Origin of the sequence: Devosia enhydra, assembly GCF_900119845.1 — a bacterium.
Taxonomy (GTDB): Bacteria; Pseudomonadota; Alphaproteobacteria; order Rhizobiales; family Devosiaceae; genus FPKU01.
The window spans coordinates 427,828-450,861 of sequence record NZ_FPKU01000002.1 but is presented as its reverse complement, the minus strand read 5'-3'; the positions used below and the strand labels follow the sequence as shown (position 1 = coordinate 450,861).

Below are 23,034 nucleotides of genomic sequence, written 5' to 3'. Positions count from 1 at the left end.
CCCCGGGCTTTTGATTTTAAAGCGCGCAGGCCTTATTCGGCCGCTTCGCCCTTCTGGAGTTCCTTGCCGGTCGCCTGGTCGACGACCTTCATCGAGAGGCGGACCTTGCCGCGCTCGTCAAAGCCGAGGAGCTTGACCCAGACCTTGTCGCCTTCCTTGACCACATCGGTGGTCTTGGCGACGCGCTGCTCGGCCAGCTGGCTGATATGCACGAGGCCGTCCTTGGCGCCGAAGAAGTTGACGAAGGCGCCGAAATCGGCGGTCTTGACGACGGTGCCCTGGTAGATGGCGCCCACTTCGGCTTCGTCGGTGATCGACTTGATCCACTTGATGGCCGCGTCGATCTGCTTGCCGTCCGACGAGGCGATCTTGATCGTGCCATCGTCCTCGATATTGATCTTGGCGCCGGTCTTCTCGACGATCTCGCGGATCACCTTGCCGCCGGTGCCGATCACTTCGCGGATCTTCTCGGTCGGGATCTTCATGGTCTCGATGCGCGGGGCGAACTCGCCCACTTCGCCACGGCTGGTGGCGAGCGCCTTGGCCATTTCGCCCAGGATATGGGCGCGACCGTCCTTGGCCTGGGCCAGGGCGACCTTCATGATCTCCTCGGTGATGCCGGCGATCTTGATGTCCATCTGAAGGCTGGTGACGCCTTCGGAGGTGCCGGCGACCTTGAAGTCCATGTCCCCGAGGTGATCTTCGTCACCCAGGATGTCAGAGAGCACCGCGAAGCGCTCGCCTTCGAGGATTAGGCCCATGGCGATGCCCGCCACCGGGCGCGCCAGCGGCACGCCGGCATCCATCAGCGCGAGCGAGGTGCCGCACACGGTCGCCATCGAGGACGAGCCATTGGACTCGGTGATCTCGGAGACGACGCGGATGGTGTACGGGAATTCCTCGGCCGAGGGACGGATCGGGTTCACCGCGCGCCAGGCCAGCTTGCCATGGCCGATTTCACGACGACCCGGCGAGCCCATGCGGCCCGCCTCGCCCACCGAATAGGGAGGGAAGTTGTAATGGAGAAGGAAGTTCTCCTTCTTCGTGCCCTCGAGCGTATCGATATACTGCTCGTCCTCGCCCGTGCCGAGGGTCGCGACCACGAGGGCCTGCGTCTCGCCGCGGGTGAAGAGCGCCGAGCCGTGGGTACGGGGCAGCACGCCGACTTCGGCAACGATCGGACGGACCGTCTTGAGGTCACGCCCATCGATGCGGTGGCCGGTGTCGAGAATGTTCCAGCGCACGATCTTGGCCTGGAGGTTGTGCACCACCTCGCCCAGATCCTCGGACGAAACCTCGCCAGCCTCGATGCGGGCAGCAAAGGCTTCCTTCACCTTGGCGTTGGCGGTGCCGACGGCGGCGTAGCGGGCCTGCTTGTCGGTGAGCTGGTAGGCGGCGCGCAGGTCGGTCTCGGCAATCGCCAGAACGTCCTTTTCGAGCGCGGAATAATCGGGAGCGGTGAACTCGCGCGGCTCCTTGGCGGCCAGCTCGGCCAGCTTGATGATCGCGTCGATGACCTTGCGGCTCTGCTCATGGCCGAACATCACGGCGCCCAGCATCACCTCTTCGGAGAGCTCCTTGGCCTCCGATTCCACCATCAGCACCGCATCCTGGGTGCCGGCCATGATCAGGTCGAGCTTGGAATCGCTGCGCTTGTCGATGGGGGTGTTGAGCACGTACTGGCCATCGATATAGCCGACGCGCGCCGCACCGATCGGGCCCATGAAAGGCACGCCGGAGATGGTCAGCGCGGCCGATGCCGCGACCATCGCGAGCACGTCCGGGTTGTTCTCGAGGTCATGCTGGAGAACGGTGACGATGACCTGCGTCTCGTTCTTGTAGCCCTCGGGGAAAAGCGGGCGGATCGGGCGGTCGATGAGGCGCGAGATCAGTGTCTCGGCTTCGGTCGGGCGCCCTTCGCGCTTGAAATAGCCGCCCGGGATCTTGCCGGCGGCGAAGTATTTTTCCTGGTAGTTGACCGTGAGCGGGAAGAAATCCTGCCCCGGCTTGGCCGACTTGGCCGAAACCACCGTGGCCAGCAGCACGGTCTCGCCGAGCGTGGCGAGCACGGCGCCATCGGCCTGGCGGGCGATCTTGCCGGTTTCGAGGGTGAGGGGCTGGCCGCCCCAGTTGAGCTCGACCGTGTGGTGAGCGAAGTCGATGGACATGGTTCTCGTCCTTCCATTTCTGCCGGAACGAGCGGGAACGCGGGGCGCGCATCCTTCCCCACGAACTCGTCCGGTGTGCCAGCCGCGCCGCGCACCCCATGTGCTCGGCCGGCCCAAAATCGGCACGGTTTCCGCGGCTGACACCGCCTGTGCGGCGGAGGGGCGGAACATGGACAAGACGATGAGCCGCTCAGATGTCCGCAAGACAAAGGGGACGGGCACCCTCGGGGTGCCATGAGCGGCCGACGATCTCGCCATGCTCCGCATGGACTTGTCGGCCTTGCGCTGAGGTCGGGCCCGCACAAGACAGGCTTCCGACCGGGACCTGCGAGGCGTGCCTCGCGGGAGGGGTCGATATCGGCCAAAGGCCGATCACGGGCCACAGGGGCCGGAGGAAAGCTCCGGTCCCCGGGATTGCGACGCCTAGCGGCGCAGGCCGAGGCGCTCGATCAGGGCCTTGTAACGGGCCTCGTCCGACTTGCGGACATAGTCGAGCAGGCGACGACGGGTCGACACCATCTTGAGCAGGCCACGACGGGAGTGGTTGTCCTTGTTGTGGCTCTTGAAGTGCTCGGTCAGGTTAGCAATGCGCTCCGACAGGATCGCGACCTGGACTTCGGGCGAACCGGTGTCGCCTTCCTTGGTCGCGTATTCGGAAATGAGCGTGCTCTTGCGGTCTGGCGTGATCGACATCGGTCCATCCTTTCAAACGGGGGGAAAAGTCGCTGCGCTCCGGGATGTCGTCCAGGGCGAGCCGGGGCGGGAAAGGGCGCGAAGGCCCTGCCGCATGCGGGGGCATATAGGGCATGCCGGCACCAATTGCCAGTCAATTCTCGAAAAACGCCGGGGTTCGGCCCGCCACCGGGGGCCGATCGAGGGCGGTCGGGAGCGCCCTCTCAGCCGACCGCAGCATCCTCCGCGGGGGTGGCCAGAACCGGGTCGAGCGCGGCGAGCGGAATGCGGAAGCGCCATTCCATGCCATCGGGGTGAAGCGTCGAGCCGACTTCGGCTGAAAGCGATCGCCCGACCATGGTTTCGAGCACCGTGGTGCCGAAGCCGCGCCGGCTCGACGGCTGGGGCGGGACGGGCACGTGTTCGCGCCAGGAGAGCGCGACATGCTCGCCCTCCACCTGCCAGTCGACGGTAAGACGCCCGGCTTCGGTGGAGAAGGCGCCATATTTGACGGCATTGGTCGCCAGCTCATGGGCCGCCATGCCGACGATCTGGGCCGACTGCGCATTGAGGCGTACCGCCGGACCGCTGAGCTGCACCCGCCCGGTGTCGAGATCGGTGAAGGGCTCGAGCTGGCGGCGCAAAAGCGCGCCCAGTTCCACCCCGGCCATCCCATGGGCCAGTAGCAGGTCGGTTGAACCGGCAAGCCCCATGATGCGGCGCTCGAAGGCGGCGACGAATTCGGGCACCGAGGTCGCCGAGCGCGCCGTCTGCTTGGCCATGGCGGCGATCACCGTCATCTGGTTCTTGCTGCGATGGGCGAGCTCGCGCATGAGGAAGCGGATTTCGGCCAGCGCTGCCTGCCGGGCCTCGGCGGCATCGCCGATGGCGTCCGCGACCGTGGCGATCTCCGAAATGGGATAGGCCCGCCGCAGCACGGCCTCGCCCGATCCCAGGCGCTGGGCGTCTTCGGCGAGAAGCTTGACCGACCGCCCGATCCTGAGGCTCAGCCAGTAGATCGCGGCGATGGTGGCGAGCCCGACGAGGAAACCGCCCCCGAAAAGCCAGGCGATGCTGATCACCAGCGGCTGGGTGATCACCCATTCGGGGGCCCAGGCCACCAGCGTCCAGTTGGTCAGAGGCGAGCGACGCGTAATGATGCGCAGCGTCTCGTTCTCGGCGCGCACCGCCTGCCAGCCGTCCGCCTCGATCAAGGGGGCGCCCTCGACAAGGCGGAAGGGCATGCCCGTCTCGCCGGCTCCGGGCGATCCGGCGACGAGCGTTCCCTTGGCATCCACGAGGCCCACCTCCCAGCCCGCTGGCAGGCGAATGGCGAGGAGCGCGCTCGAAAGTCCGGCCGCCTCCTGGTTGAGCGCCACGACCACGGGGGCGGCCCCGGCAGGGGCGACGGGCATCAGGATATTGTAGACGAGTCGACGCGACTCGGCGCCCACCAGCACATCCGAGATCACCACGGCGCCGCTGGAAAAGGCGAGTTCGGCCGAAGCGGGGTCGGCGGTGCGCGAACGCACGTCGTCATAATCGCGTCGCGTCGAGAGCAGCGTCTCGAGCCCGCGATCCATCACGAAGATGTTGGCGCCCGTACCCGCAAGCGCGAGCCGGGCGCGCTCGTGAAAACCGCGATAATCGCCCGTCGCGAGGGTGGGGGATGTGGCGAGCACCCGCAGCGTCGTGATGTTGGCGGCGATTTCGCGCTCGACGGTCTGTACGAGGGCCCCCACCGTGCCCTGCACGAGGGTCTCGGTAATCTGTTCCTGCGACAGGGCGTTGCGGCCCAGCAGCATGGCCGAGAACAAGAAGCTCGGCACCAGCGCCACGAGCGCCAGACCGATGAGATAATAGGCGATGGGGCGCGAACGGCCGGGGCGCTTAGCCCTTGCATCGCCCTTGTCCTGCTTGACCAGAAGCCGCCTCCCACCCCTTCGGCCGCCGCGAATGCAACAGGCCCCCGGGTCCGAGCAAAGCGCTCCTCCCGCCGATCGATGTCGATAATGGCGTCACAGCCGGGCCCTGTCCATAAAGCAGGACATAGCGCCGCAGCCGGTCAGCCTCCGGAGAGGAGGCGCGAAGGATGAAAATGCCCGGCCTCGACGCGCCCCAGCGCACAGGCCTCGCCCTTGAAGCTGGCCCAGGCTTCGCCGAGGTTGACCGGCGCCCGCGCGCCGGTCAGCAGCACCGGATTGCCATGGCCGATCGCCGTCATCTGCTCGGGAGAAAGCCGGATTTCGGGCAGCTCCCCCAGCGCCTCGGCGATGGGCCGCAAAAGCGCGTCGCGGCCCGCTTCGTCAAGCGCTTCGATTGCTTCAAGCCCAACGGCGTCCGCTTCGTGGAAGGGCCCGACGGCGGTGCGCCGCAGCGCCGTGACATGCCCCTTGGTGCCGAGCGCCTCGGCGAGGTCACGGGCCAGCGCGCGCACATAGGTGCCCTTCTGGCAGATCGCCTCGAAGCGGCTCTCCTCGCCCGAATGCGCGATCAGCCGAAGCGAATCGATGGTGATCTCGCGCGGGGCGAGCACCACGGTCTCGCCGGCGCGCGCCAGATCATAGGCGCGCTGCCCGTCGACCCGGATGGCCGAGAACGGCGGAGGGGTCTGGAGGATGGTGCCGGTAAAGCGCGACAGCAGCGCAGTGAGGGCCGGTGCCTCGGGCCGCACGGGCGAGGTCGCGATCACCTCGCCCTCGATGTCGTCGGTCGTGGTCGCGCTGCCCCAGCGCACGGTGAAATGATAGGTCTTGGTACCGTCCTGGATCATCGGCACGGTCTTGGTCGCCTGTCCGAAGGCGATCGGCAGGATGCCGGTGGCGAGCGGGTCGAGCGTGCCGGCATGACCGGCCTTGGCGGCCGAATAGAGCCATCTGAGCTTGCCGACCGCTTCGGTCGAGGCCAGGTCATAGGGCTTGTCGAAGATCAGCCAGCCCGAAATCGGGCGCTTGATGCGCTTCGGCTTGGTCACCGGTGAAATCCTTCAAAAAAAGCATCCGCGCTGATGGCCGCGCGGCTAAAGAGTGAGCCGAAGGCCCGGACGGCCGGAGCGGAGCCGAGCGCCGCCTCAGGCGGGGCGGCCATCCTCGGGCTCGTCGCCATCCTCGCCCCGCTCGACATCCTGACGGACGCGGTCCGAGCGCAGCAGGGCATCGATGCGGCCGAATTCGTCAAAGGTGGTATCGACGAAGAACCGCAGTTCGGGCGCAAACTTGAGATCGAGCTCGGGCGCCACGCGGCCGCGCAGGAAGCGCCGGTGGCGGTTGAGGGCTTCGACGATCTCCTCCGCCCGCTCGCCGCCCAGCGGCATGACATAGGCGGTGGCCAGCTTGAGGTCGGGACTCATCCGCACCTCGGGCACGGTGATCACGGCGCCCGCAAGCGCGTCATCCTCGATTTCGCCCCGCGCGAAGACGCCGGCCAGGGCGTGGCGGACGAGTTCGCCCACGCGCAGCATGCGCTGGCTGGGTCCGGTGGGTTTGCCGTTCGACTTCTTCATGCCGGGCATCTAGGAGCAAAGGGCGGCGAAATCAATCGTCATCACGCAGGGCCGCCTCGATCATCTGCCCGGTGCGCTGCAGATCGGCGGCATCGTCGAAGACCCCGAGCGGCACGATGACGAGGTCGTCGGCCCCCGCCACGAACAGATGGGTTGCCGTCGCCACCACCGTGGCGATGGCCTCGCGCGCGAGCACGCGCCGGCCCGAACCGCTGACGACCGCGATGCCATGCGGGAGGATGTCGACCGTCTGCGTGATCGGCACGGGGATCCGCCGCCGCGCCTTGCGGTAGGCAAGCAGCGTGCGCACGAGGACGAAGATGCCGAAGGCCAGCACGCAGAAAAATCCGCCGATGGCCCAGAAGCGCCAGCCATCGGTCCACTCATCAGGCAGGAACCCGAGGATCATGCCGCCCCCGCCGGCCAGCCCGATCAGGAGCCAGAAATCGCTGCGCCGTCCGTCGCGCGGCAGCGTTTCCCAGGCCAGGGCATCGGCCGAGGTCAGGGTGTGACTGGCAAGGCTGCGCGGCTCGAACGGCGTCATGGGCGATTGCTCCGCCCGCAGCCTGCCTCGGCCCGAAGACGTCCATACGCCCCGCTCATGATCGCGTGTCCCCAAGGCCGGCACGTCGCCCGGCCATCGGGCCAATCATCGGAGATTTGCGGCGCAAAGAAAAGCCTGCGCCGCGCGCCGTCAGCTGGCCGCTTCGGCCTTGTCGATCATACGCCAGCTGTCGAGAACCCGGTGGCGGTCCTGATCCACATGCGGCATCGAGCGCTCCTGCGGGGTCTGGAACAGCCATTTGGGTCCGCGCGGCCCGGAGCTCCACTGCACGAGGAAGGGCGAGAGCAGCATCGGCACCAGCACGGGGCTGAGCCACGCCACGGCTTCGGGCATCGAGACGATGACCACGATGGTGGCGGCAGCGGCAAAGGCGACGATCCAACCGACGGCGCGCCAGGCGGTGACGCTGTCAAGCTGGCTGGTGCCGCGTTGGGTCGAGGGCCAGCCGCCATCCCGCCCGGTGAGGATCTGCCAGATGGCGCGGCACTGCACCATCAGCATGATGGGAGCGAGCGCGGTGGTGAAGACGACCTCGCAGACCACCGACACGAGCACGCGACCCGTGCCGCCATAAAGCCGGTTGGTGCCATCGAAGGCGCCGCGCAGGAGGATCAGCAGGCGCGGCAGCAGCAGCAGCGCGATGACCTGCGCGGTCAAAAGCAGCGCCGGCCCGGTATTGGAGGGCCGCAGCCAGAAGGTGCCCGAGGCGCGGTCGGCGGCGATGGCGGCAAGCGCGAGAAAGGCGAACCACAGCGGCGAGGCCATGTAGCTCATGATGCCCTGCGCGAACACCACGCGGCTCCACAGCCGCAGCCGCGGCGCGATCAGCAGCCGCAGATATTGCAGATTGCCCTGACACCAGCGGCGGTCGCGCTTGGCGAATTCCACGAGGTTCTCGGGGCCTTCCTCGAACGAGCCGCCGAGATCGGGATGGAGCTCGACCCGCCAGCCCATGCGGGCCAGAAGCGCGGCTTCCACATAGTCATGGGAGAGAATGGCGCCGCCGAAGGGCGGCTTGCCCGACAGCACCGGCAGGCCGCAGCTTTCGGCGAAGGCCCGCATGCGCACGATGGCGTTGTGGCCCCAATAGGGACCCTCCGCGCCCTGCAGCATGGCGGTGCCGGCGGCGAAGGCGGCCGAATAGTAATTGGCGCTGAACTGCACGATGCGCCCAAACAGCGAATGCCCCGAAACGATCTGCGGCACGGTCTGGATGAGCCCGACATCGGGGCTGGCCTCCATCCGCGCGGCCATGGCCACGAGCGTCTCGGCGGCCACGAGGCTGTCGGCATCGAGGATCACGGCATAATCATAGGCCGCGCCCGAGCGGGTGATGAAATCCTCGATATTGCCGGCCTTGCGCCCGTGATTGATCTCGCGCCGGCGGTAGAACACGCGGCACCCGTCCTCGGCATGGCGCGCCAATTGCGCGAACCAGCCGGCTTCCTCGAGCGCGATCGCATCCGAGGTGGTGTCCGACAGAATGGCGATATCGAAGCGATCGGCGACCCCGAGGCGATCGAGCCCGGTGCACATCGCAGCCACGCGTGCGAAGGTCGAGGCGGGATCCTCGTTGTAGATCGGCACCAGCACAGCGGTGCGCCCTGTGGCCGGTGGCGGCTCGATGGCCGGCCGGCGCCCGAGGGTGAACAGGCCCAAAAGCCCGACCCCGGCGCCCCACGCCAGCCAGGTCAGGCCCAGGAACATGGCAATGCCGGCCGCCCCTTCCACCCAGTCCACCCCGCCGCGGGCCCAATAGCCGCGGAACAGCAGGTAACCGATGATCCCGTTGGTCAGGGCAAAGGCGACGATGCCGAGCCGAAGCGCGGGCACGGTCCAGTCAGACCTCGGGGCGGGGCGGGTCATGGTCAGCGCGCCGAAAAAGCGAAGAGTACGCGCATGAAGCCCAGGCGCGGCCAGCGGATGCGGCGCTCGAGCTCCTGACGCGGCATGGCAAGCGGCGCATCGGGCAGTTGGTGGGCGCTGAGCGCCTGCATATAGGCCTCGGTGTCGTGCTTCATTGCTGTCTTGTCCACTGATAGAGCCAGGTTTCGGTGATCTGGCGACCACCGCTGATGAGATAGACGCGCAGCTCGGACAGCGTCGCGTCGGCAAAGTCGATATCCATGGCGACGCGCCAGCGCTGGGTGCCCTCGACCCTGCTGATCGCCTTGGTCTTGATGACGCCCGTGCTCACATCCACGAAGGCGTCGACACCCTCGCGCAGCAGCTCGGCGTCCGAAAGCGGGCCGCCCTGGAAATCGATGACGAACTTGCGCACGCTGTCGGGCTCGGGCAGGCCGCCCGAAACACCGCCATGGCCGGTTCGCGTTTCATAGACATAGCCAAGAGGGCCATTTTCGGGCGGTGGCAGGTCGCCCCACAAAAGCCTGTAGCGATAGGTGCGCCGGTCGCCGGCCTTGACGGGCTCGGCCGGCACCCAGAAGGCGCCGATATTGTCTTCGGTCTCGTTGCGCGCAAAGCTTTCCGTCACGCGCACGAAGCCGTCGCCCCAATCCTCGAGCGGCTCGCAGATAAGGCTGGGGCGCCGCTCGTAATGGGCACCGGCATCCTGATATTCGTCGAAGCTGCGCCCGCGCTGTTCGAGACCGAAGGCGCGCGGATTGAATTCGCGCAGCCAGGAGCTGGTGGGAAACGCCGGATTGTTGAGCGCGCGCCAGGCATTGATGCCGCTGGCGCGGTGCACGGCGAGCCCGTTGCTGTCATGCACCTGCGGGCGATAGTCGTCATAGCCGGTGCGGTTGGCCTCGGCGAACAGATACATCGAGGTCATCGGCGCCACGCCCAGCTGCTTGACGTCGGCGCGGAAGAACAGCCGGGCCTCGACCTCCATCTCGGTGGTCTGGCGCGAGGGGCCGGCCGCATCGATCACGAAGCGATAGGCCCCGGCGACGCTCGGGCTGTCGAGCTCGGCATGTACCACCAGCGGCCCGCCCTCTTTCGGGCGCTCGACGTAAAAGGCCGTGAAATCGGGAAATTCCTCGGCTTCGCCATCGGTCCAGGAGTTGATCACCAGCCCGCGGGCGCTGAGCCCATAGACATTGCCGCGCCCAAGCGCGCGGAAATAGCTGGCGCCCAGAAATGAGGCCAGTTCGTCGAACCCGTCATGGTTGATCGGGGAGTTGATGCGCAGGCCGGCCACGGGGAAGGGCGTATCGCCCATCGCGTCGGCCGCCGCCTTCATCTCGGGATGGCGGAATTCGTAGTCGCGGGTGAAGAAATCGAGCGGACCGGCAACGCCGTCCTTGACCTCGTAGAGCCGCACCGGGCGGTTGAAGAGCCAGCCTGTGGGGTAGGCGGCAAGCCGCACCGCGCCCCCGTCGCTCCAGCGCATCTGGTCTTCGAGGAAGTAGATGCGGCGATAAAGATCGTAATCGATCGACAGCGTCGTCCAGGGCTGCGCGGAGGCCGGAACCCAGGGCAGGCCGGCGCGCCGTTCTGCATCGGCTGCCAGCGCATCGAAGCTGAAGGACGCGGGTTCGGACTGTGCCCGCGCCGGCATGGGAACCGGCAGGGCAAAGGCAGCGGTGCTCGCGCCCAGCAGGCCGAGGACAAGACGTCGCGATGGATGGAAAACGGACACGGGTGGGAACCGAACTCTCGATGGCGGCGTAAGAAGCACGTTTTGGGGGAGTTGTGCAGGGGTCGAATGCAACGCGCACATGCGGGTTCCCGCATGTGACCCATGCAATTTTCGCATTTCTGCCCAAAAGCCCGGGCATGAGACAATAACGACTGATTTTCAGTCAGTTAGCCGCTGGCGCTGCGAAGCAGAGGCGAGGGGCGGTCCGGCTCAGTGTGCCGGTCCTATGTCGACCATCCACTGAACGCCGAAGCGGTCGGTGAGGATCCCGAAAATATCGCCCCATGGCGCCCTTTCGAGCGGCAGCAGCACGCTGGCGCCATCCGAGAGCCTGGTCCAATAGCCTCTGAGCTCGGCCTCGTCCTCGCCCGAAAGCGAGATCGCGATGGCGCTGCCCGACCCGCTCGGCATGCCGGGCGGCGTATCGGAGGCCATCAGCGTCATGCCGTTCTGGGCGGTGAGCTGGGCGTGCATCACCCGGTTCGCATCATCGGGTCCGTGGCTCATGCCGCCCTCGGCATAGGTGGTGAGCTCAAGCCTGCCACCCAGCACATGCTGATAAAAGCGGATGGCCTCGTCCGCCCGGCCATCGAAGTTGAGATAGGGATTGAGAAGCGTCGGCAAATGGTCCTCCCTCCAGAGCATTTCAAGGCGAAGTCGGTTTCGGTCCGGCGTCCGGAAGCGGCGACCGGCGAAGACACGCAGTTGAGCGCCGTTCCCGGGAACCGATCATAGCCAGCGGCTGCCTGCCTCCAGAACGCCACGACAATCAAGACGGTAACAATGGCAAGAAAAAGGGCCGCCCGAAAGGCGGCCCCTGATCACTTTGGCTTGGCCTGCGCTCAGAGCGTGCGCTGCACGCTCTCGACGCGGAAGCATTCGATGACATCGCCGGCGCGGATGTCTTCGTAATTCTCGAAGGCCATGCCGCATTCCTGGCCCATCGGCACGTCCTTGACTTCGTCCTTGAAGCGCTTGAGCGTCTTGAGCTTGCCTTCGTGGATGACCACGTCGTTGCGCAGCAGACGAACCCCGGCGCCGCGCTCGACGATGCCTTCGGTGACCCGGCAGCCGGCGACCTTGCCGACCTTGGTGATCTGGAAGACTTCGAGGATCTCGGCGTAGCCGATGAAGGTCTCGCGGCGTTCGGGCTTGAGCAGGCCGGACATCGCCGACTTCACGTCATCCACGAGGTCGTAGATGATGTTGTAGTAGCGGATCTCGATGCCGTCGCGGGTGGCGAGATCGCTGGCCTGCTTATTGGCACGCACGTTGAAGCCGATGACGATGGCGTTCGAGGCCGAAGCCAGCGTCACGTCGCTTTCGGTGATGCCGCCCACGCCCGAATAGAGGATCTGTGCCGAAACCTCGTCGGTGGAGAGCTTGTTGAGGCTCGCCACGATGGCTTCGACCGAACCCTGCACGTCGCCCTTGATGACCAGCGGGAACTTGGAGATGCCCGAGGCCTTGAGCTGGTTCATCATCTGCTCGAGGCTGGTGGCACCGCCGCCCGCCGTCTTCTCGCGAATGGCGCGCTGGCGATATTCGGTCACCTCGCGGGCCCGTGCATCGCTCTCGACCACCGAGAAGCGGTCGCCCGCGCTCGGCACGCCGTTGAACCCGAGCACTTCGACCGGAACCGACGGGCCGGCTTCCTTGACCTGGTTGCCCTTGTCGTCGATGAGCGCGCGCACGCGGGCGAATTCGGTGCCCGCCACGACGATGTCGCCGACCTTGAGCGTGCCGCGCTGCACCAGAACCGTCGCCACCGCACCGCGGCCGCGATCGAGCTTGGCTTCGATGACAAGGCCCTCGGCGCGCCCGTCGCGGGCCACCTTGAGTTCGAGCACTTCGGCCTGCAGCAGGATGGTCTCGAGCAATGTGTCGAGGCCGGCATGGGTCTTGGCAGACACCTCCACGTCCAGCGTCTCGCCGCCCATCGTCTCCACAAACACTTCGTGCTGCAGCAGCTCGGTGCGGACGCGGGTGGGGTTGGCGTCCGGCTTGTCCATCTTGTTGATGGCCACGATGATCGGAACGCCCGCCGCCTTGGCGTGCTTGATGGATTCGATGGTCTGGGGCATCACCCCGTCATCGGCCGCCACCACCAGAACGGCGATGTCGGTCGCCTGGGCGCCGCGGGCACGCATGGCGGTGAAAGCCTCGTGGCCCGGAGTGTCGAGGAAGGTGATCTTGGCACCGTTCTTTTCGACCTGATAGGCGCCGATATGCTGGGTGATGCCGCCCGCCTCGCCCGAAACCACATTGGCTTCGCGGATGGCATCGAGCAGCGAGGTCTTGCCGTGGTCGACGTGACCCATGATGGTCACGACCGGCGCACGATCGGTCAGGTCTTCGGCCTTGTCGTCCGAGGCGAGATCGAACAGGCCCTCTTCGACGTCGGCGTCCGAGACGCGCTTCACCGTATGGCCGAGCTCGGTCGCGATGAGTTCGGCCGTGTCGGCATCGAGCACATCGTTGATCGTGGCCATCTGGCCCTGCTGCATCAGCATCTTGATGACGGTGACAGAGCGCTCCGCCATGCGGTTGGCCAGTTCCTGGACCGTGATGGCCTCGGGAATGACGACCTCGCGGCTGAGCTTGGGCGCATCCTGCTGGTTGCGGCCCATCTTCTTGTCGCGACGGCGGCGCATGGCCGCGAGCGAGGGACCGCGATCGCGGTCGTTCTCGGTGGTGGCGCTCGAAACCGTCAGGCGGCCACGCCCGGCTGCACCTTCATCGGCGCGGCGCGAGGGACGCTCGGGCTGCGCGCGGCTGGCGCGGCGGGCATTCTCGAGTTCGGCGGCATTGACGATCGGACGGCCGGCGGCCGGCGGCGTCGTGCGCGTCTTGCGGCCATCGGCCTCGGACGGCGCCGGCGGGGGCACGTTGCCGATCGGCATCATGCCGGCGCCCGGAGCCGGGCGGCGGGCGGCCGGAGAGGCCACGGGACGCTCGTTGGGGCGGCGGGCGGCACCGCTCGCGGCAGGGCGTTCGTTGGGACGCCGGGCCGAGGCGGGGCGCTCGGAAGGCGCACCCGAACGGGTCGGTGGCGCGGCAGGCGCCGGCGCGGCTTCGGCAGCCGGCTGCTCGGGCTGGGCGGCGGCGCGCTCGGCGGCGGCTGCTGCCTCTGCGGCGGCGCGCTGGCGGGCCAGCTCTTCCTGCTCGGCCTGCTCGCGGATCGCGCGGCGACGCGCATCTTCCTCGATGCGGCGCGCTTCATCGGCGCGGGCGCGGGCATCTTCCTCGGCCTGGCGGCTGGCAGCCTCGCGCAGGACGCGGGCGCGGGCATCCGATTCCGACGAGGTGAGGCCGGTGGAGCGGCCACCAATCGGGCCGCCACGCATCTGGCCGCGCTGTCCGCCGCCGGCGGAGGCGCCCGGGCCGCGCGGGGGCGGGGCAGAACCCGTTCCGGTGCCGGGCGCGCCTGGCGGCCCGACGCGGCGCGTACGCTTCTCGACCACCACGGTGCGCGAGGAGCGCGCCGCTCCGGGACGCCCGCCTAAGCTGGGAGCGCCCTTGAGCGTCAGCGTCTTCTTGCCGCCGCCCTGGTTGTCGTCGCGCTTGTCGTCGTTATCAGCCATAAACTTCGCGTCTCTTCTCTTAATTGGCGATGAAAACAGCCAGTCGCCTGGCCTTTTCCACTGCCGCCTGGGCTGCCGCGCCTTTTGTGAGCGCAGCATGTATCACATTTTCAAGCCCGAGTGCCAAACCCAATTGGGTCGAATCGAGCAATTCGAAATGGTCGGTTTCCGCCGGCTCGGCGGCAGTTTCGGCCATCATCTCGCGCTCGAGCCGGCGCCGGCCGGCAAGCGCGGAAACCATTTTTGCACGCCCGTCCTCCGCCGCATCGGTGGCGGTGATGAGCGCGACAACCCCGCCGGAGCCGATGGCCTCGCGCACTTTCGTCGCGCCGGTCACCAGCTGCCCGGCTTTCCGAGCCATCGACAGCGCCGAGAGCAGCCGCTGCTCGAGCCGCAGCCGCGTCAGGGCCGCAAGATCCTCGGGCACCGTCACCGGCGCCTGAAGGCTGCGGGCGAAGTGGCGGCGGCGCACGGCCTCCTCCACCTTGCTCGCGCCCAGCGTCACCCAGGCGCCGCGCCCCTCGGCCTTGCCCTCGACATCGGGCACCAGCACGTCGTCGGGCCCCACCGCGAAGCGCACGAGCTCAGCCGCGGGCAGGCTTTCCCGCGTCACGACGCAACTGCGCATCGGCTCCTCGCGGCGCGGCATCAGGTCGTTACTCCGCCGGTTCGGCGTCCGCTTCCGCGTCCGCCTCATGCTGGGCCGCCGGCAGATCGGCCTCGGTGATCCAGCCGGCCTTGAGGCGGGCCGAAAGGATCATCTCCTCGGCTTCTTCGCGCGACACGGGGAAGCCCTTGAGGGTCCCGTCGAAGCGCTTGACCTCGCCGTCCTTGCGCTCGGACCAGCCGACGAGATCGTCGGCGGCGCAGCCGGCAAAGTCCTCGACCGTCTTGATGCCGTCCTTGCCCAGCGCGACCAGCATGGCGGCCGTCAGGCCCGGGATTTCGTAGAGCTCGTCCGCAACGTCCAGCGCCTTGCGCTCGTCGTCATGGGCCTGCTCGATGGCGTTGAGATAGTCCACCGCGCGGGTCTGGAGCTCGCCGGCGGTTTCCTCGTCGAAGCCCTGGATGGCGGCGATTTCGTCGAGTTCGATATAGGCCAGTTCCTCGATCGAGGAGAAGCCTTCCGAAGCCAGGAGTTGGGCAACCATCTCGTCGACGTCAAGGGCATCCATGAACAAGGCGGAGCGTTCGCTGAACTCCTTCTGGCGCCGCTCGCTCTCTTCCTGCTCGGTGAGGATGTCGATATCCCAGCCGATCAGCTGGCTGGCGAGGCGCACATTCTGCCCGCGCCGGCCGATCGCGAGGCTGAGCTGCTCGTCGGGCACCACCACCTCGATGCGCTCGGCCTGCTCGTCGAGCACCACCTTGGCGACATCGGCCGGCTGGAGCGCCGAGACCACGAGGTCGGCGATGGTGTCGGTCCAGGGGATGATGTCGATCTTTTCGCCCTGAAGCTCGCCCACCACGGCCTGCACGCGGCTGCCGCGCATGCCGACGCAGGCGCCCACGGGGTCGATGGAAGAGTCGTTGGAAGTCACGGCGATCTTGGCGCGGCTGCCCGGATCGCGGGCGATCGAGCGGATGGTGATGATCCCGTCATAGATCTCGGGCACCTCCTGCATGAACAGCTTGGCCATGAACTGCGGATGGGTGCGCGACAGGAAGATCTGCGGCCCGCGCTGTTCGCGGCGCACGTCATAGATATAGGCGCGCACGCGGTCGCCATAGCGATACATCTCGCGCGGGATGAGCTCGTCGCGCCGGATGATGGCTTCGCCACGCCCCAGGTCGACGATCACATTGCCATATTCGACCCGCTTGACCGTGCCGTTGACGATCTCGCCGATGCGGCCGTGATATTCCTCGTACATCCGGTCGCGCTCGGCATCGCGCACCTTCTGCACGATGACCTGCTTGGCCGACTGCGCCGCGATGCGGCCGAATTCCATCGGCGGCAGCGGCTCGGTCAGGAAATCGCCGATCTTGGCGCTCGGATTCTTGGTCTTGGCGTATTTGAGGCTGGTCTGCCGACCCGGCTCTTCGACCGTCTCGACGATCTCGAGCAGGCGCCACATGCGGGTCTCGCCCGAACGCGGATTGATCTCGACGCGGATCTCGGTCTCGGAGCCGTAGCGCGCCTTGGCCGCCTTCTCCATGGCGTCCTGCATCGCCTCGATCACGATCATGCGGTCGATCGATTTCTCGCGCGCGACCGCATCGGCGATCTGCAGGAGCTCAAGTCGGTTCGCGCTGACGGCCATCTCAGTTCGTCTCCTCGGCGGTGGTCGTAGGGCGAGCGGGCGGCTCGTCGCCGTCCCGGTCGTCTTGGGTGTCGGTGTCTTGGGTGTCGTCGTCGCCGTCCGCGTCGCCATCGAGCGGCGCCATCACGGTCTCGATCTCGTCGTCATCGTCGATGGGGTGTTCGGCCTGGTCGGTGGCCGCCTTGTCCATCAGCGCATCGGTCATCACCAGCTTGGCATCGCCCAGGAGCGCGAGCGGCAGCACGCGGTCCGGATCGGTGCCGGCGGGCGCATCAGGCAGGGTGATGGTGACGCTTTCGGCACCCACCGCCTTGATCAGCCCGCGGAAGCGCTTGCGCCCCTCCAGCATGTCGGAGAGCTCGATCTTGGCCTCGTGCCCGATATAGGTGGCAAAGTCGCGCGCCCGCACCAGCGGACGGTCGATGCCGGGGGACGAGACCTCGAGGTGATATTCGCGGTCGATCGGGTCCTCGACGTCGAGGATGGCCGAAACGTCCTGCGACAGGCGCTCGCAATCGGAGATGGTGAAGCGGCCGTTCTCGTCCTCGGCCATGATCTGCAGGGTGCAGCCATTTTCCTGGGTGATCTTCACCCGGACCAGCGCATAGCCCAGATCATTGGCCACCGGCTCGATGATTGCGGCGATCCGGGCCTCGAGCCCGGTCTGCTTGATGTAGCGTTTCTCGGTAAGGTCGAAAGCCATAGGCTCCGTCATGAAACAAAAAAGAGCGGGGCCGGTCGGCTCCCACTCTGCAAACTGCCAGAGATGATGGCGTCTATATACGCCGCAAGCCGCCGGAACGCAAGGGTCGCGCACCGGGGCCCGCCGGCGGCGTGGTTCACTTCTCCCAGGTGACGTTCTCGACATCCGCGCCGAGGCCCTTGAGCGCGTCGCGCAGGTCCTTGACCATCGGGTCGGGGCCGCAGAGGTAAAATTGCTGCGACAGGTCCGCCACATGCCGCTTGAGGAACGCGGCATCGATGCGCTCATGCAGCAGGTTGGCATCGGGGTCCTGGGTCACCGTCCAGATGGTTTCGAGCCCGCCCATGCTTTCGAACAGCCCGCGCTCGATGATGTCGGCTTCGGTGCGGTTCGAGACGATCAGCGTCGAGCCCTTGAGCCTGCGCTCGACCCGCGCCTGCTTCAGTATGGCGATGAAGGGGGTGACGCCGGCGCCCCCGGCGATGAACACCCCCGGCCCCTTCCAGGTGATGGTGCCCCAGGGATCGCGCAGGATCAGCCGCTGCCCCGGTTTATAGCCATAAAGGCGCTCGGTCATGCCGTCGCCATCGGTATCGAAATAGCTCTTGATGGTGAATTCGAGCCCGCCTTCGTCCGGCAGCGCCGTGAAGGTGAAGGGGTGCTTCTTGTCGCGGAACCCGGCCTCGTCGAGCGAGAGCTCGGTGGCCTGGCCGGGCGTGAAGCTATAGCCCTCGGGCTTTTCCACCCGATAGCGGCGGGTGTTGTGGGTGACGTCGGTGATCTCGAGAATGGCGACGCTCTGGTCCATGCCGGTGCTCCTGTTCCGGCATGTCAACGCGCAACCCGTGCTCCGCGTTCAGGCCCGGATAAAGCTCAGGTAAAAGCTCGTCATCCGCCCCTCGCGTCGGGCCTTGTCCTCGTAGCGCGTCGACTGCCAGCCGGGATAGGGCACATGCCAGTCGCCCGCAGCGTTGGTCTCGAAACGAAACTCGGGGGCGCGCAGCACATGGGCCAGCGTCCAGTTGGCATAATCCTCGATATCGGTGGCGAAATGGAAGGTGCCACCGGGCCTCAGCACGCGCGCCAGCTCGCCCAGCGTCGTGTGGGAAACGAAGCGGCGCTTGTGGTGGCGCGTCTTGGGCCAGGGGTCGGGATAGAGCAGGTAGACCGCATCCACCGACGCCGCCGGCAGCGTCACCAGCAGCTTGAGCGCATCGTCGGTAAAGAGCCGCACATTGGCGAGCCCGTTCTCGTCGATGGCCTGCACCATCTTGGCGATGCCGCCCGAAAACACCTCGCAGCCGATAAAGCCGGTATCCGGCGCCTCGGCTGCCTTGCGCGCCAGATGCTCACCCCCGCCATAGCCGATCTCGAGAATGATCCGGGCGGCTTCGGGCAAGAGGGTGTGGGGATCGAGCGGGGCGGCTTCGGGCAGCGTGATCGAGAGGCCCGGCAGCACCTCGCGAAACAGCTCGTCCTGCCCCTTGTGCAGCCGCTTGCCGGAGCGGCGGCCGAAAAAGGCGCGGGGCTCGCCGGCTTCGTTGAGCGGATGGTGGCGTTTTTCGGTCATTGGCGGGCGGCGGCAGCTCAGGCTGCCGCCTTCGCCTTTGCCTTGAGCGCCGCCTTCAGCGCCGGCACGAGATCGGTCTTCTCCCACGAGAAGCTGCCGTCGCGGCCCGGCTTGCGCCCGAAATGGCCATAGGCCGAGGTGCGGGCATAGATGGGCTTGTTGAGGTCGAGCTTGGTGCGGATGCCGCGCGGGGAGAGGTCGAACACCTCGCCGAGCACCGTTTCGAGATCGGCTTCGTCGACGGTGCCGGTGCCATGCAGGTCGACATAGATCGAGAGCGGCTGGGCAACGCCGATGGCATAGGAGAGCTGGATCGTGGCCTTTTCGGCCAGCCCGGCGGCAACGACGTTCTTGGCGAGATAACGCGCCGCATAGGCGGCCGAGCGGTCGACCTTGGTGGGGTCCTTGCCCGAGAAGGCGCCGCCGCCATGCGGGGCGGCCCCGCCATAGGTATCCACGATGATCTTGCGGCCGGTGAGGCCGGCATCGCCATCGGGCCCGCCCACCACGAACTTGCCTGTGGGGTTGACGTGCCAGATGGTCTTGTCGCTGATCCAGCCCTCGGGCAGGGCCTGGCGGATGAAGGGCTCGACGATCTTGCGCACATCGGCCGAGGTCAGGCTGGCATCCAGGTGCTGGGTCGAGAGCACGATCTGGGTCACCCCGACGGGCTTGCCGTCTTCGTAGCGCACCGTCACCTGGCTCTTGGCATCGGGCCCGAGCACGGCGGCCGGGCCCTCGCCGGATTTGCGCGCCTCGGCGAGGGTCTCGAGGATCTTGTGGGCATAGTAGATCGGCGCGGGCAGCAGCTCGGGCGTCTCGCGCGTGGCATAGCCGAACATGATGCCCTGGTCGCCCGCACCCACATCCTTGTTGCCGCTTTCATCGACGCCCGCCGCGATGTCGGCCGACTGGCCGTGCAGCAGCACGTCGATCTTCACCGTCTTCCAATGAAAGCCGGACTGCTCATAGCCGATGGCGCGGATGGCCTTGCGGGCGGTCGAGCGGAATTTGGACGGGTTGACCACGGGGTTGCCCGCCCCGTCGAGCAGCACCTTGCCTTCGCGGTCGGTCTTGAGCAGGGTTTCGGGCACCCGCACCTCGCCCGCGATGATCACGCGGTTGGTGGTGGCCAGCGTCTCGCAGGCGATGCGCACCTTGGCCGGATCCATGCCGGTCTTTTTGGCCTCGCGGAAGACGAGATCGACGATCTCGTCGGAAATCCGGTCGCACACCTTGTCGGGATGGCCTTCGGAGACCGATTCGGACGTGAAAAGATAGGAAGAGCGCACCACCGACTGCCCCTGGGTCAGGCCGCCATCTGCGCGGCGCCCATGGGAGGCGCAGGCTCTGGCGGGGAAAGAGCCGCCGCGGACGGAGGCGATCCCCTCGGGGGACCGGACCGGAACGGCGGATTGAAACTGTGCCGCCAAAACGGGCGGGATGCCGCGGTTTTTGCCATCGGCGCGGGTTTGGGTCAAGGCATATATAAAGAAAGCTTTATGTCCCGCAGGCCTTGTGGGGAGAAGACCATGCTGCGGGCGGGCCGTGCCGCCTAGGCGATGGGCCTCGGGCGGCGACGGCGGGAGAGAAGCCCCGCAACGAGTGCGAGCCCTACCAGTCCTGCGAAGGGCCACATCCCGAGCCGGATGAAAAGGGTGGGCCCGCCCTCTGCCTGCGGCAGCTCGGCGATGAGCGTTGAAGCGGCCCGCGGTGCGAGCGCGGCGGTGATCCGCCCCGCGCCATCGGTGATGAAGGTCACGCCCGAATTGCCCACCCGCACGAGCGGCAGCCCGCTCTCCACCGCCCGCACCCTGGCGTGATGGGCGTGTTTTTCCGGCCCGATCGAGCCATCGAACCAGGAATCATTGGTGATGTTGAGAATGAACCCGGCCGCCTGAGTGCCGCCCGGATAGGCATCGGCCGAAAACAGCCCCGAAAAAATGGCTTCGTAGCAGATGAGCGCGATGAAGGGCAGCGTGCCCTGCGGGCTCACCAGCCGCCGGCCATTGCCCGGCGCCCAGCCATTGGTGCCCGGCACGAACTGCCTGATGCCGAAGCGCGCGAAAAGATCGGCGAAGGGCAGATATTCCCCGAACGGCACCAGATGCGCCTTGTCATATGACGCGACGATCTCGCCATCGGTGGAGATGGCCAGCAGCGCATTGTATCCCGGATTGCCGGCGCCGGTTTCGGCGTCGGCGCGCGGCGCTCCGGTCAGCAGCATGGTTTCGGGGGGCAGCATGCGGGCGATCCGTGCCAGCGCCTCGGGATACTGGCTCATGAAGAAGGGCAGCACCGATTCGGGCCAGATGAGGTGGGTGATGCCCTCGAGCCCCGGATCATGGGCGCCCGACGGCGCCTCGGAGAGCCCGATCAGCCGGTCGATGATCGCGGCGGGCTGCGCTGCCGCCCAGTTGGTGTGCTCGGTGATCATCGGCTGCACGAGCTTGAGGCGCATGTCCTGCCGCATCACCGTCTCGGTGCTTACGAGCCGCCAGCTGCCATAGCCCAGTTGTGCCGCGATGACCGCGATGGCGAGCACGCCGGGCAGCATCCGGCGGGCCAGCGCCCGCCCGTCGGCTGGCCAGGCCAAGGCCGGCGTCGCCGCGATCAGGATGGCGATGAAGGTGAGGCCATAGATGCCCACGATGGAGGCAAGCTGCATCATCGCGTCATTGGCGGTGAGCGCGTAGCCCAGGAGATCGAAGGGAAAGCCCGAGAACAGCGTGCCGCGGGCCCATTCGGCGAGCGAGAGGGCGCCGGCAAGGGCGACGATCCGCCAGGGCCCATCCGACCACAGCAGATGCGCCAGAGCCGTGCCCATCCCCCAGAACAGGGCGATGAGCGCGGCAAGCGCCAGGATCGCCAGCGGCATCAGCGCCGGATACCAGCCGCCTTCGAGAAAAAACGCGCTGCCCAGCCAGTGGAAGGCGATGGTGAAATAGCCCAGCCCGAACCAGAAGCCGATGCGGAAAGCCGGGCCGAACAGGCGCCTGAGCCCGCGCCGGGATTCCGCGCCATCGAGCGCCCAGACGAGAACGGGCAGGGCGAGAAACAATGCCGGCAGCACGAAGAGCGGCGGTGCCGACAGCGCGCCCAGCGCCCCGGCGATCACCATCATGAGGGCACGGCGCCAGCCGGAGGCGAGCATGACGCTTTCGGCGAGACGGTTCATCGGCTGGGTCTCGGAAAAAGCGAATCAGGCGCCATGGGCCCAATGTGCCGGGCAGGCCGAGGGGGTCAAGGGGGCGGGCTCTCCCCCAAGGGGCTCAGCCGCCCGCCATGACGCGCGCAGGGCCGCTGAAGCGGCCTATTCGGCCGCCGCCTGCGCGTCGTCTCCGCCCCCGCCGCCACTCGTGCTGGCGAGGCTGCGGCGCTGCTTGATGCGCTTGATCTTGACGCGCTTGATCTGCCGGCTGTCGGCCGCCATCACCTCGAACTCGAAGCCGCGGATGCCGGTCACGACTTCGCCCTTGGCCGGTACGTGGCCGGCAAGGTCGAACACCAGCCCGCCGATGGTGTCGACGTCCTCGGCATGCTCGCCGGGGTCGAAATCCTCCCCGATGGCGGCGCGCACCTCGTCGAGCTCTGCGCGCGCCGAAGCCACGAAGATATTGGAGTTGACCCTGCGGATCAGCGAGGTATCGAGATCGTCATGCTCGTCGGCAATGTCTCCGACGACGGCTTCGAGCAGGTCCTCGATGGTCACGAGCCCGTCGGTGCCGCCATATTCGTCGATGACGATGGCCATGTGCAGCCGCTTCTGCTGCATCTGCGTCAGGAGCTCGCCCACCGGCATCAGCGGGGGCACGAACAGCACCGGCCGGATCAGCTCGAGCTTGGAGACCTTGGTGCGCAGCCCCGTCGACAGGAGGCGGATCGGCACTTCCTTTTCGGGGTCGAGCACCGGATCGGTGATGCGCCGCAGCGCATCCTTGACGTGGATGAAGCCGGTGATGTTGTCGAGGCTGTCGTCATAGATGGGGATGCGCGAGATCCCCTCCTGGCGGAACCGCGCCACCAGCGCCCCGAAGGTCTCGCTGGCCTCTGCCGCAACGATGTCGGCGCGCGGCACCATCACGTCCTCGACGCGGCGCTCGCCCAGCTGCAGCACATTCTGCAGGATGATGCGTTCGGAGGGGGTGAAATCGGCGGATTCGCCGGTGCCGCCATTTTCGAGCGCCACTTCCAGGTCGTCGCGCAACGAGACCGTGCGCAGCGCCAGAAGCGATTTGAGGCGGTTCCAGATCGATGGCCCCCGCTGCTGGACGGGAGCCTGTCTAGAGTGCGGCTCGGGAGACGGCTCCTGGGCCATGGGCACCAGGGCGGTGGACCGTGACGCCTCGGGCGTCGTGCTGCTACTGTCGCTGTCGTTCATCTCAAGCGCCGCTTGCACGCG

At 67.1% G+C, this 23,034-nt stretch carries 19 protein-coding genes; all 19 read right to left on the bottom strand.

Translation table 11 applies throughout. The annotated features are described in order from the left end of the window. Window positions 1–32 precede the first annotated feature (32 nt). Entirely contained in the window at window positions 33–2,168 is a 2,136-nt protein-coding gene (gene pnp, locus BT183_RS11265; protein ID WP_072342871.1) for a polyribonucleotide nucleotidyltransferase, read from the bottom strand. Window positions 2,169–2,591: 423 nt separating this feature from the next. Then, the gene (rpsO, locus tag BT183_RS11260; RefSeq protein ID WP_072342869.1) at window positions 2,592–2,861 is read right to left on the bottom strand and encodes a 30S ribosomal protein S15; all 270 of its coding nucleotides are present in this window, start codon (window positions 2,859–2,861) and stop codon (window positions 2,592–2,594) included. Between the two features lie 203 nt (window positions 2,862–3,064). Further along, a complete protein-coding gene (locus BT183_RS11255; RefSeq protein WP_143145767.1) occupies window positions 3,065–4,669 on the bottom strand; it encodes a sensor histidine kinase in 1,605 nt (534 codons plus the stop codon). Window positions 4,670–4,905: 236 nt separating this feature from the next. Further along, window positions 4,906–5,814 (bottom strand): tRNA pseudouridine(55) synthase TruB, encoded by a 909-nt coding sequence (gene truB, locus BT183_RS11250; RefSeq protein WP_072342864.1) that lies wholly within the window; start codon window positions 5,812–5,814, stop codon window positions 4,906–4,908. Window positions 5,815–5,910: 96 nt separating this feature from the next. After that, window positions 5,911–6,342 (bottom strand): 30S ribosome-binding factor RbfA, encoded by a 432-nt coding sequence (gene rbfA, locus BT183_RS11245; protein ID WP_425290562.1) that lies wholly within the window; start codon window positions 6,340–6,342, stop codon window positions 5,911–5,913. 31 nt (window positions 6,343–6,373) lie between these two features. Continuing rightward, on the bottom strand, window positions 6,374–6,886 hold the full coding sequence (locus tag BT183_RS11240; RefSeq protein WP_072342860.1) for a hypothetical protein: 513 nt from the start codon (window positions 6,884–6,886) through the stop codon (window positions 6,374–6,376). A gap of 150 nt (window positions 6,887–7,036) precedes the next feature. Then, window positions 7,037–8,773, bottom strand: coding sequence for a glucans biosynthesis glucosyltransferase MdoH (gene mdoH, locus BT183_RS11235; RefSeq protein WP_072342857.1), 1,737 nt, complete (start codon window positions 8,771–8,773; stop codon window positions 7,037–7,039). Window positions 8,774–8,775: 2 nt separating this feature from the next. After that, window positions 8,776–8,928 (bottom strand): hypothetical protein, encoded by a 153-nt coding sequence (locus BT183_RS20760; protein ID WP_177282495.1) that lies wholly within the window; start codon window positions 8,926–8,928, stop codon window positions 8,776–8,778. After that, the gene (locus BT183_RS11230) at window positions 8,925–10,511 is read right to left on the bottom strand and encodes an OpgD/OpgG family glucan biosynthesis protein (protein ID WP_072342855.1); all 1,587 of its coding nucleotides are present in this window, start codon (window positions 10,509–10,511) and stop codon (window positions 8,925–8,927) included. Before BT183_RS11230 ends, BT183_RS20760 begins: the two co-directional genes overlap by 4 nt. Before the next feature lie 210 nt (window positions 10,512–10,721). Then, the gene (locus BT183_RS11225) at window positions 10,722–11,135 is read right to left on the bottom strand and encodes a VOC family protein (RefSeq protein WP_072344631.1); all 414 of its coding nucleotides are present in this window, start codon (window positions 11,133–11,135) and stop codon (window positions 10,722–10,724) included. Between the two features lie 218 nt (window positions 11,136–11,353). Then, window positions 11,354–14,095: a translation initiation factor IF-2 gene (gene infB, locus BT183_RS11220; protein WP_072342852.1), complete on the bottom strand. Its 2,742-nt coding sequence runs from the start codon at window positions 14,093–14,095 to the stop codon at window positions 11,354–11,356. 19 nt (window positions 14,096–14,114) lie between these two features. Then, the gene (locus tag BT183_RS11215) at window positions 14,115–14,744 is read right to left on the bottom strand and encodes an RNA-binding protein (RefSeq protein ID WP_177282493.1); all 630 of its coding nucleotides are present in this window, start codon (window positions 14,742–14,744) and stop codon (window positions 14,115–14,117) included. Between the two features lie 7 nt (window positions 14,745–14,751). Then, the gene (gene nusA / locus BT183_RS11210) at window positions 14,752–16,359 is read right to left on the bottom strand and encodes a transcription termination factor NusA (protein WP_072342847.1); all 1,608 of its coding nucleotides are present in this window, start codon (window positions 16,357–16,359) and stop codon (window positions 14,752–14,754) included. 1 nt (window position 16,360) lies between these two features. Beyond that, window positions 16,361–17,062, bottom strand: a complete 702-nt coding sequence (gene rimP / locus BT183_RS11205; protein ID WP_072342845.1) for a ribosome maturation factor RimP — start codon at window positions 17,060–17,062, stop codon at window positions 16,361–16,363. A gap of 136 nt (window positions 17,063–17,198) precedes the next feature. After that, window positions 17,199–17,870, bottom strand: coding sequence for an FAD-binding oxidoreductase (locus BT183_RS11200; protein WP_072342844.1), 672 nt, complete (start codon window positions 17,868–17,870; stop codon window positions 17,199–17,201). A gap of 48 nt (window positions 17,871–17,918) precedes the next feature. Then, complete coding sequence (gene trmB, locus BT183_RS11195) at window positions 17,919–18,632, bottom strand: tRNA (guanosine(46)-N7)-methyltransferase TrmB (RefSeq protein ID WP_072342841.1); 714 nt, start codon at window positions 18,630–18,632, stop codon at window positions 17,919–17,921. Window positions 18,633–18,649: 17 nt separating this feature from the next. Further along, a complete protein-coding gene (metK, locus tag BT183_RS11190; RefSeq protein WP_072344628.1) occupies window positions 18,650–19,927 on the bottom strand; it encodes a methionine adenosyltransferase in 1,278 nt (425 codons plus the stop codon). A gap of 260 nt (window positions 19,928–20,187) precedes the next feature. Then, window positions 20,188–21,810, bottom strand: a complete 1,623-nt coding sequence (gene lnt / locus BT183_RS11185) for an apolipoprotein N-acyltransferase (protein ID WP_072342839.1) — start codon at window positions 21,808–21,810, stop codon at window positions 20,188–20,190. Between the two features lie 135 nt (window positions 21,811–21,945). Continuing rightward, a complete protein-coding gene (locus BT183_RS11180; RefSeq protein ID WP_244545313.1) occupies window positions 21,946–23,031 on the bottom strand; it encodes a hemolysin family protein in 1,086 nt (361 codons plus the stop codon). Window positions 23,032–23,034: the final 3 nt, after the last annotated feature.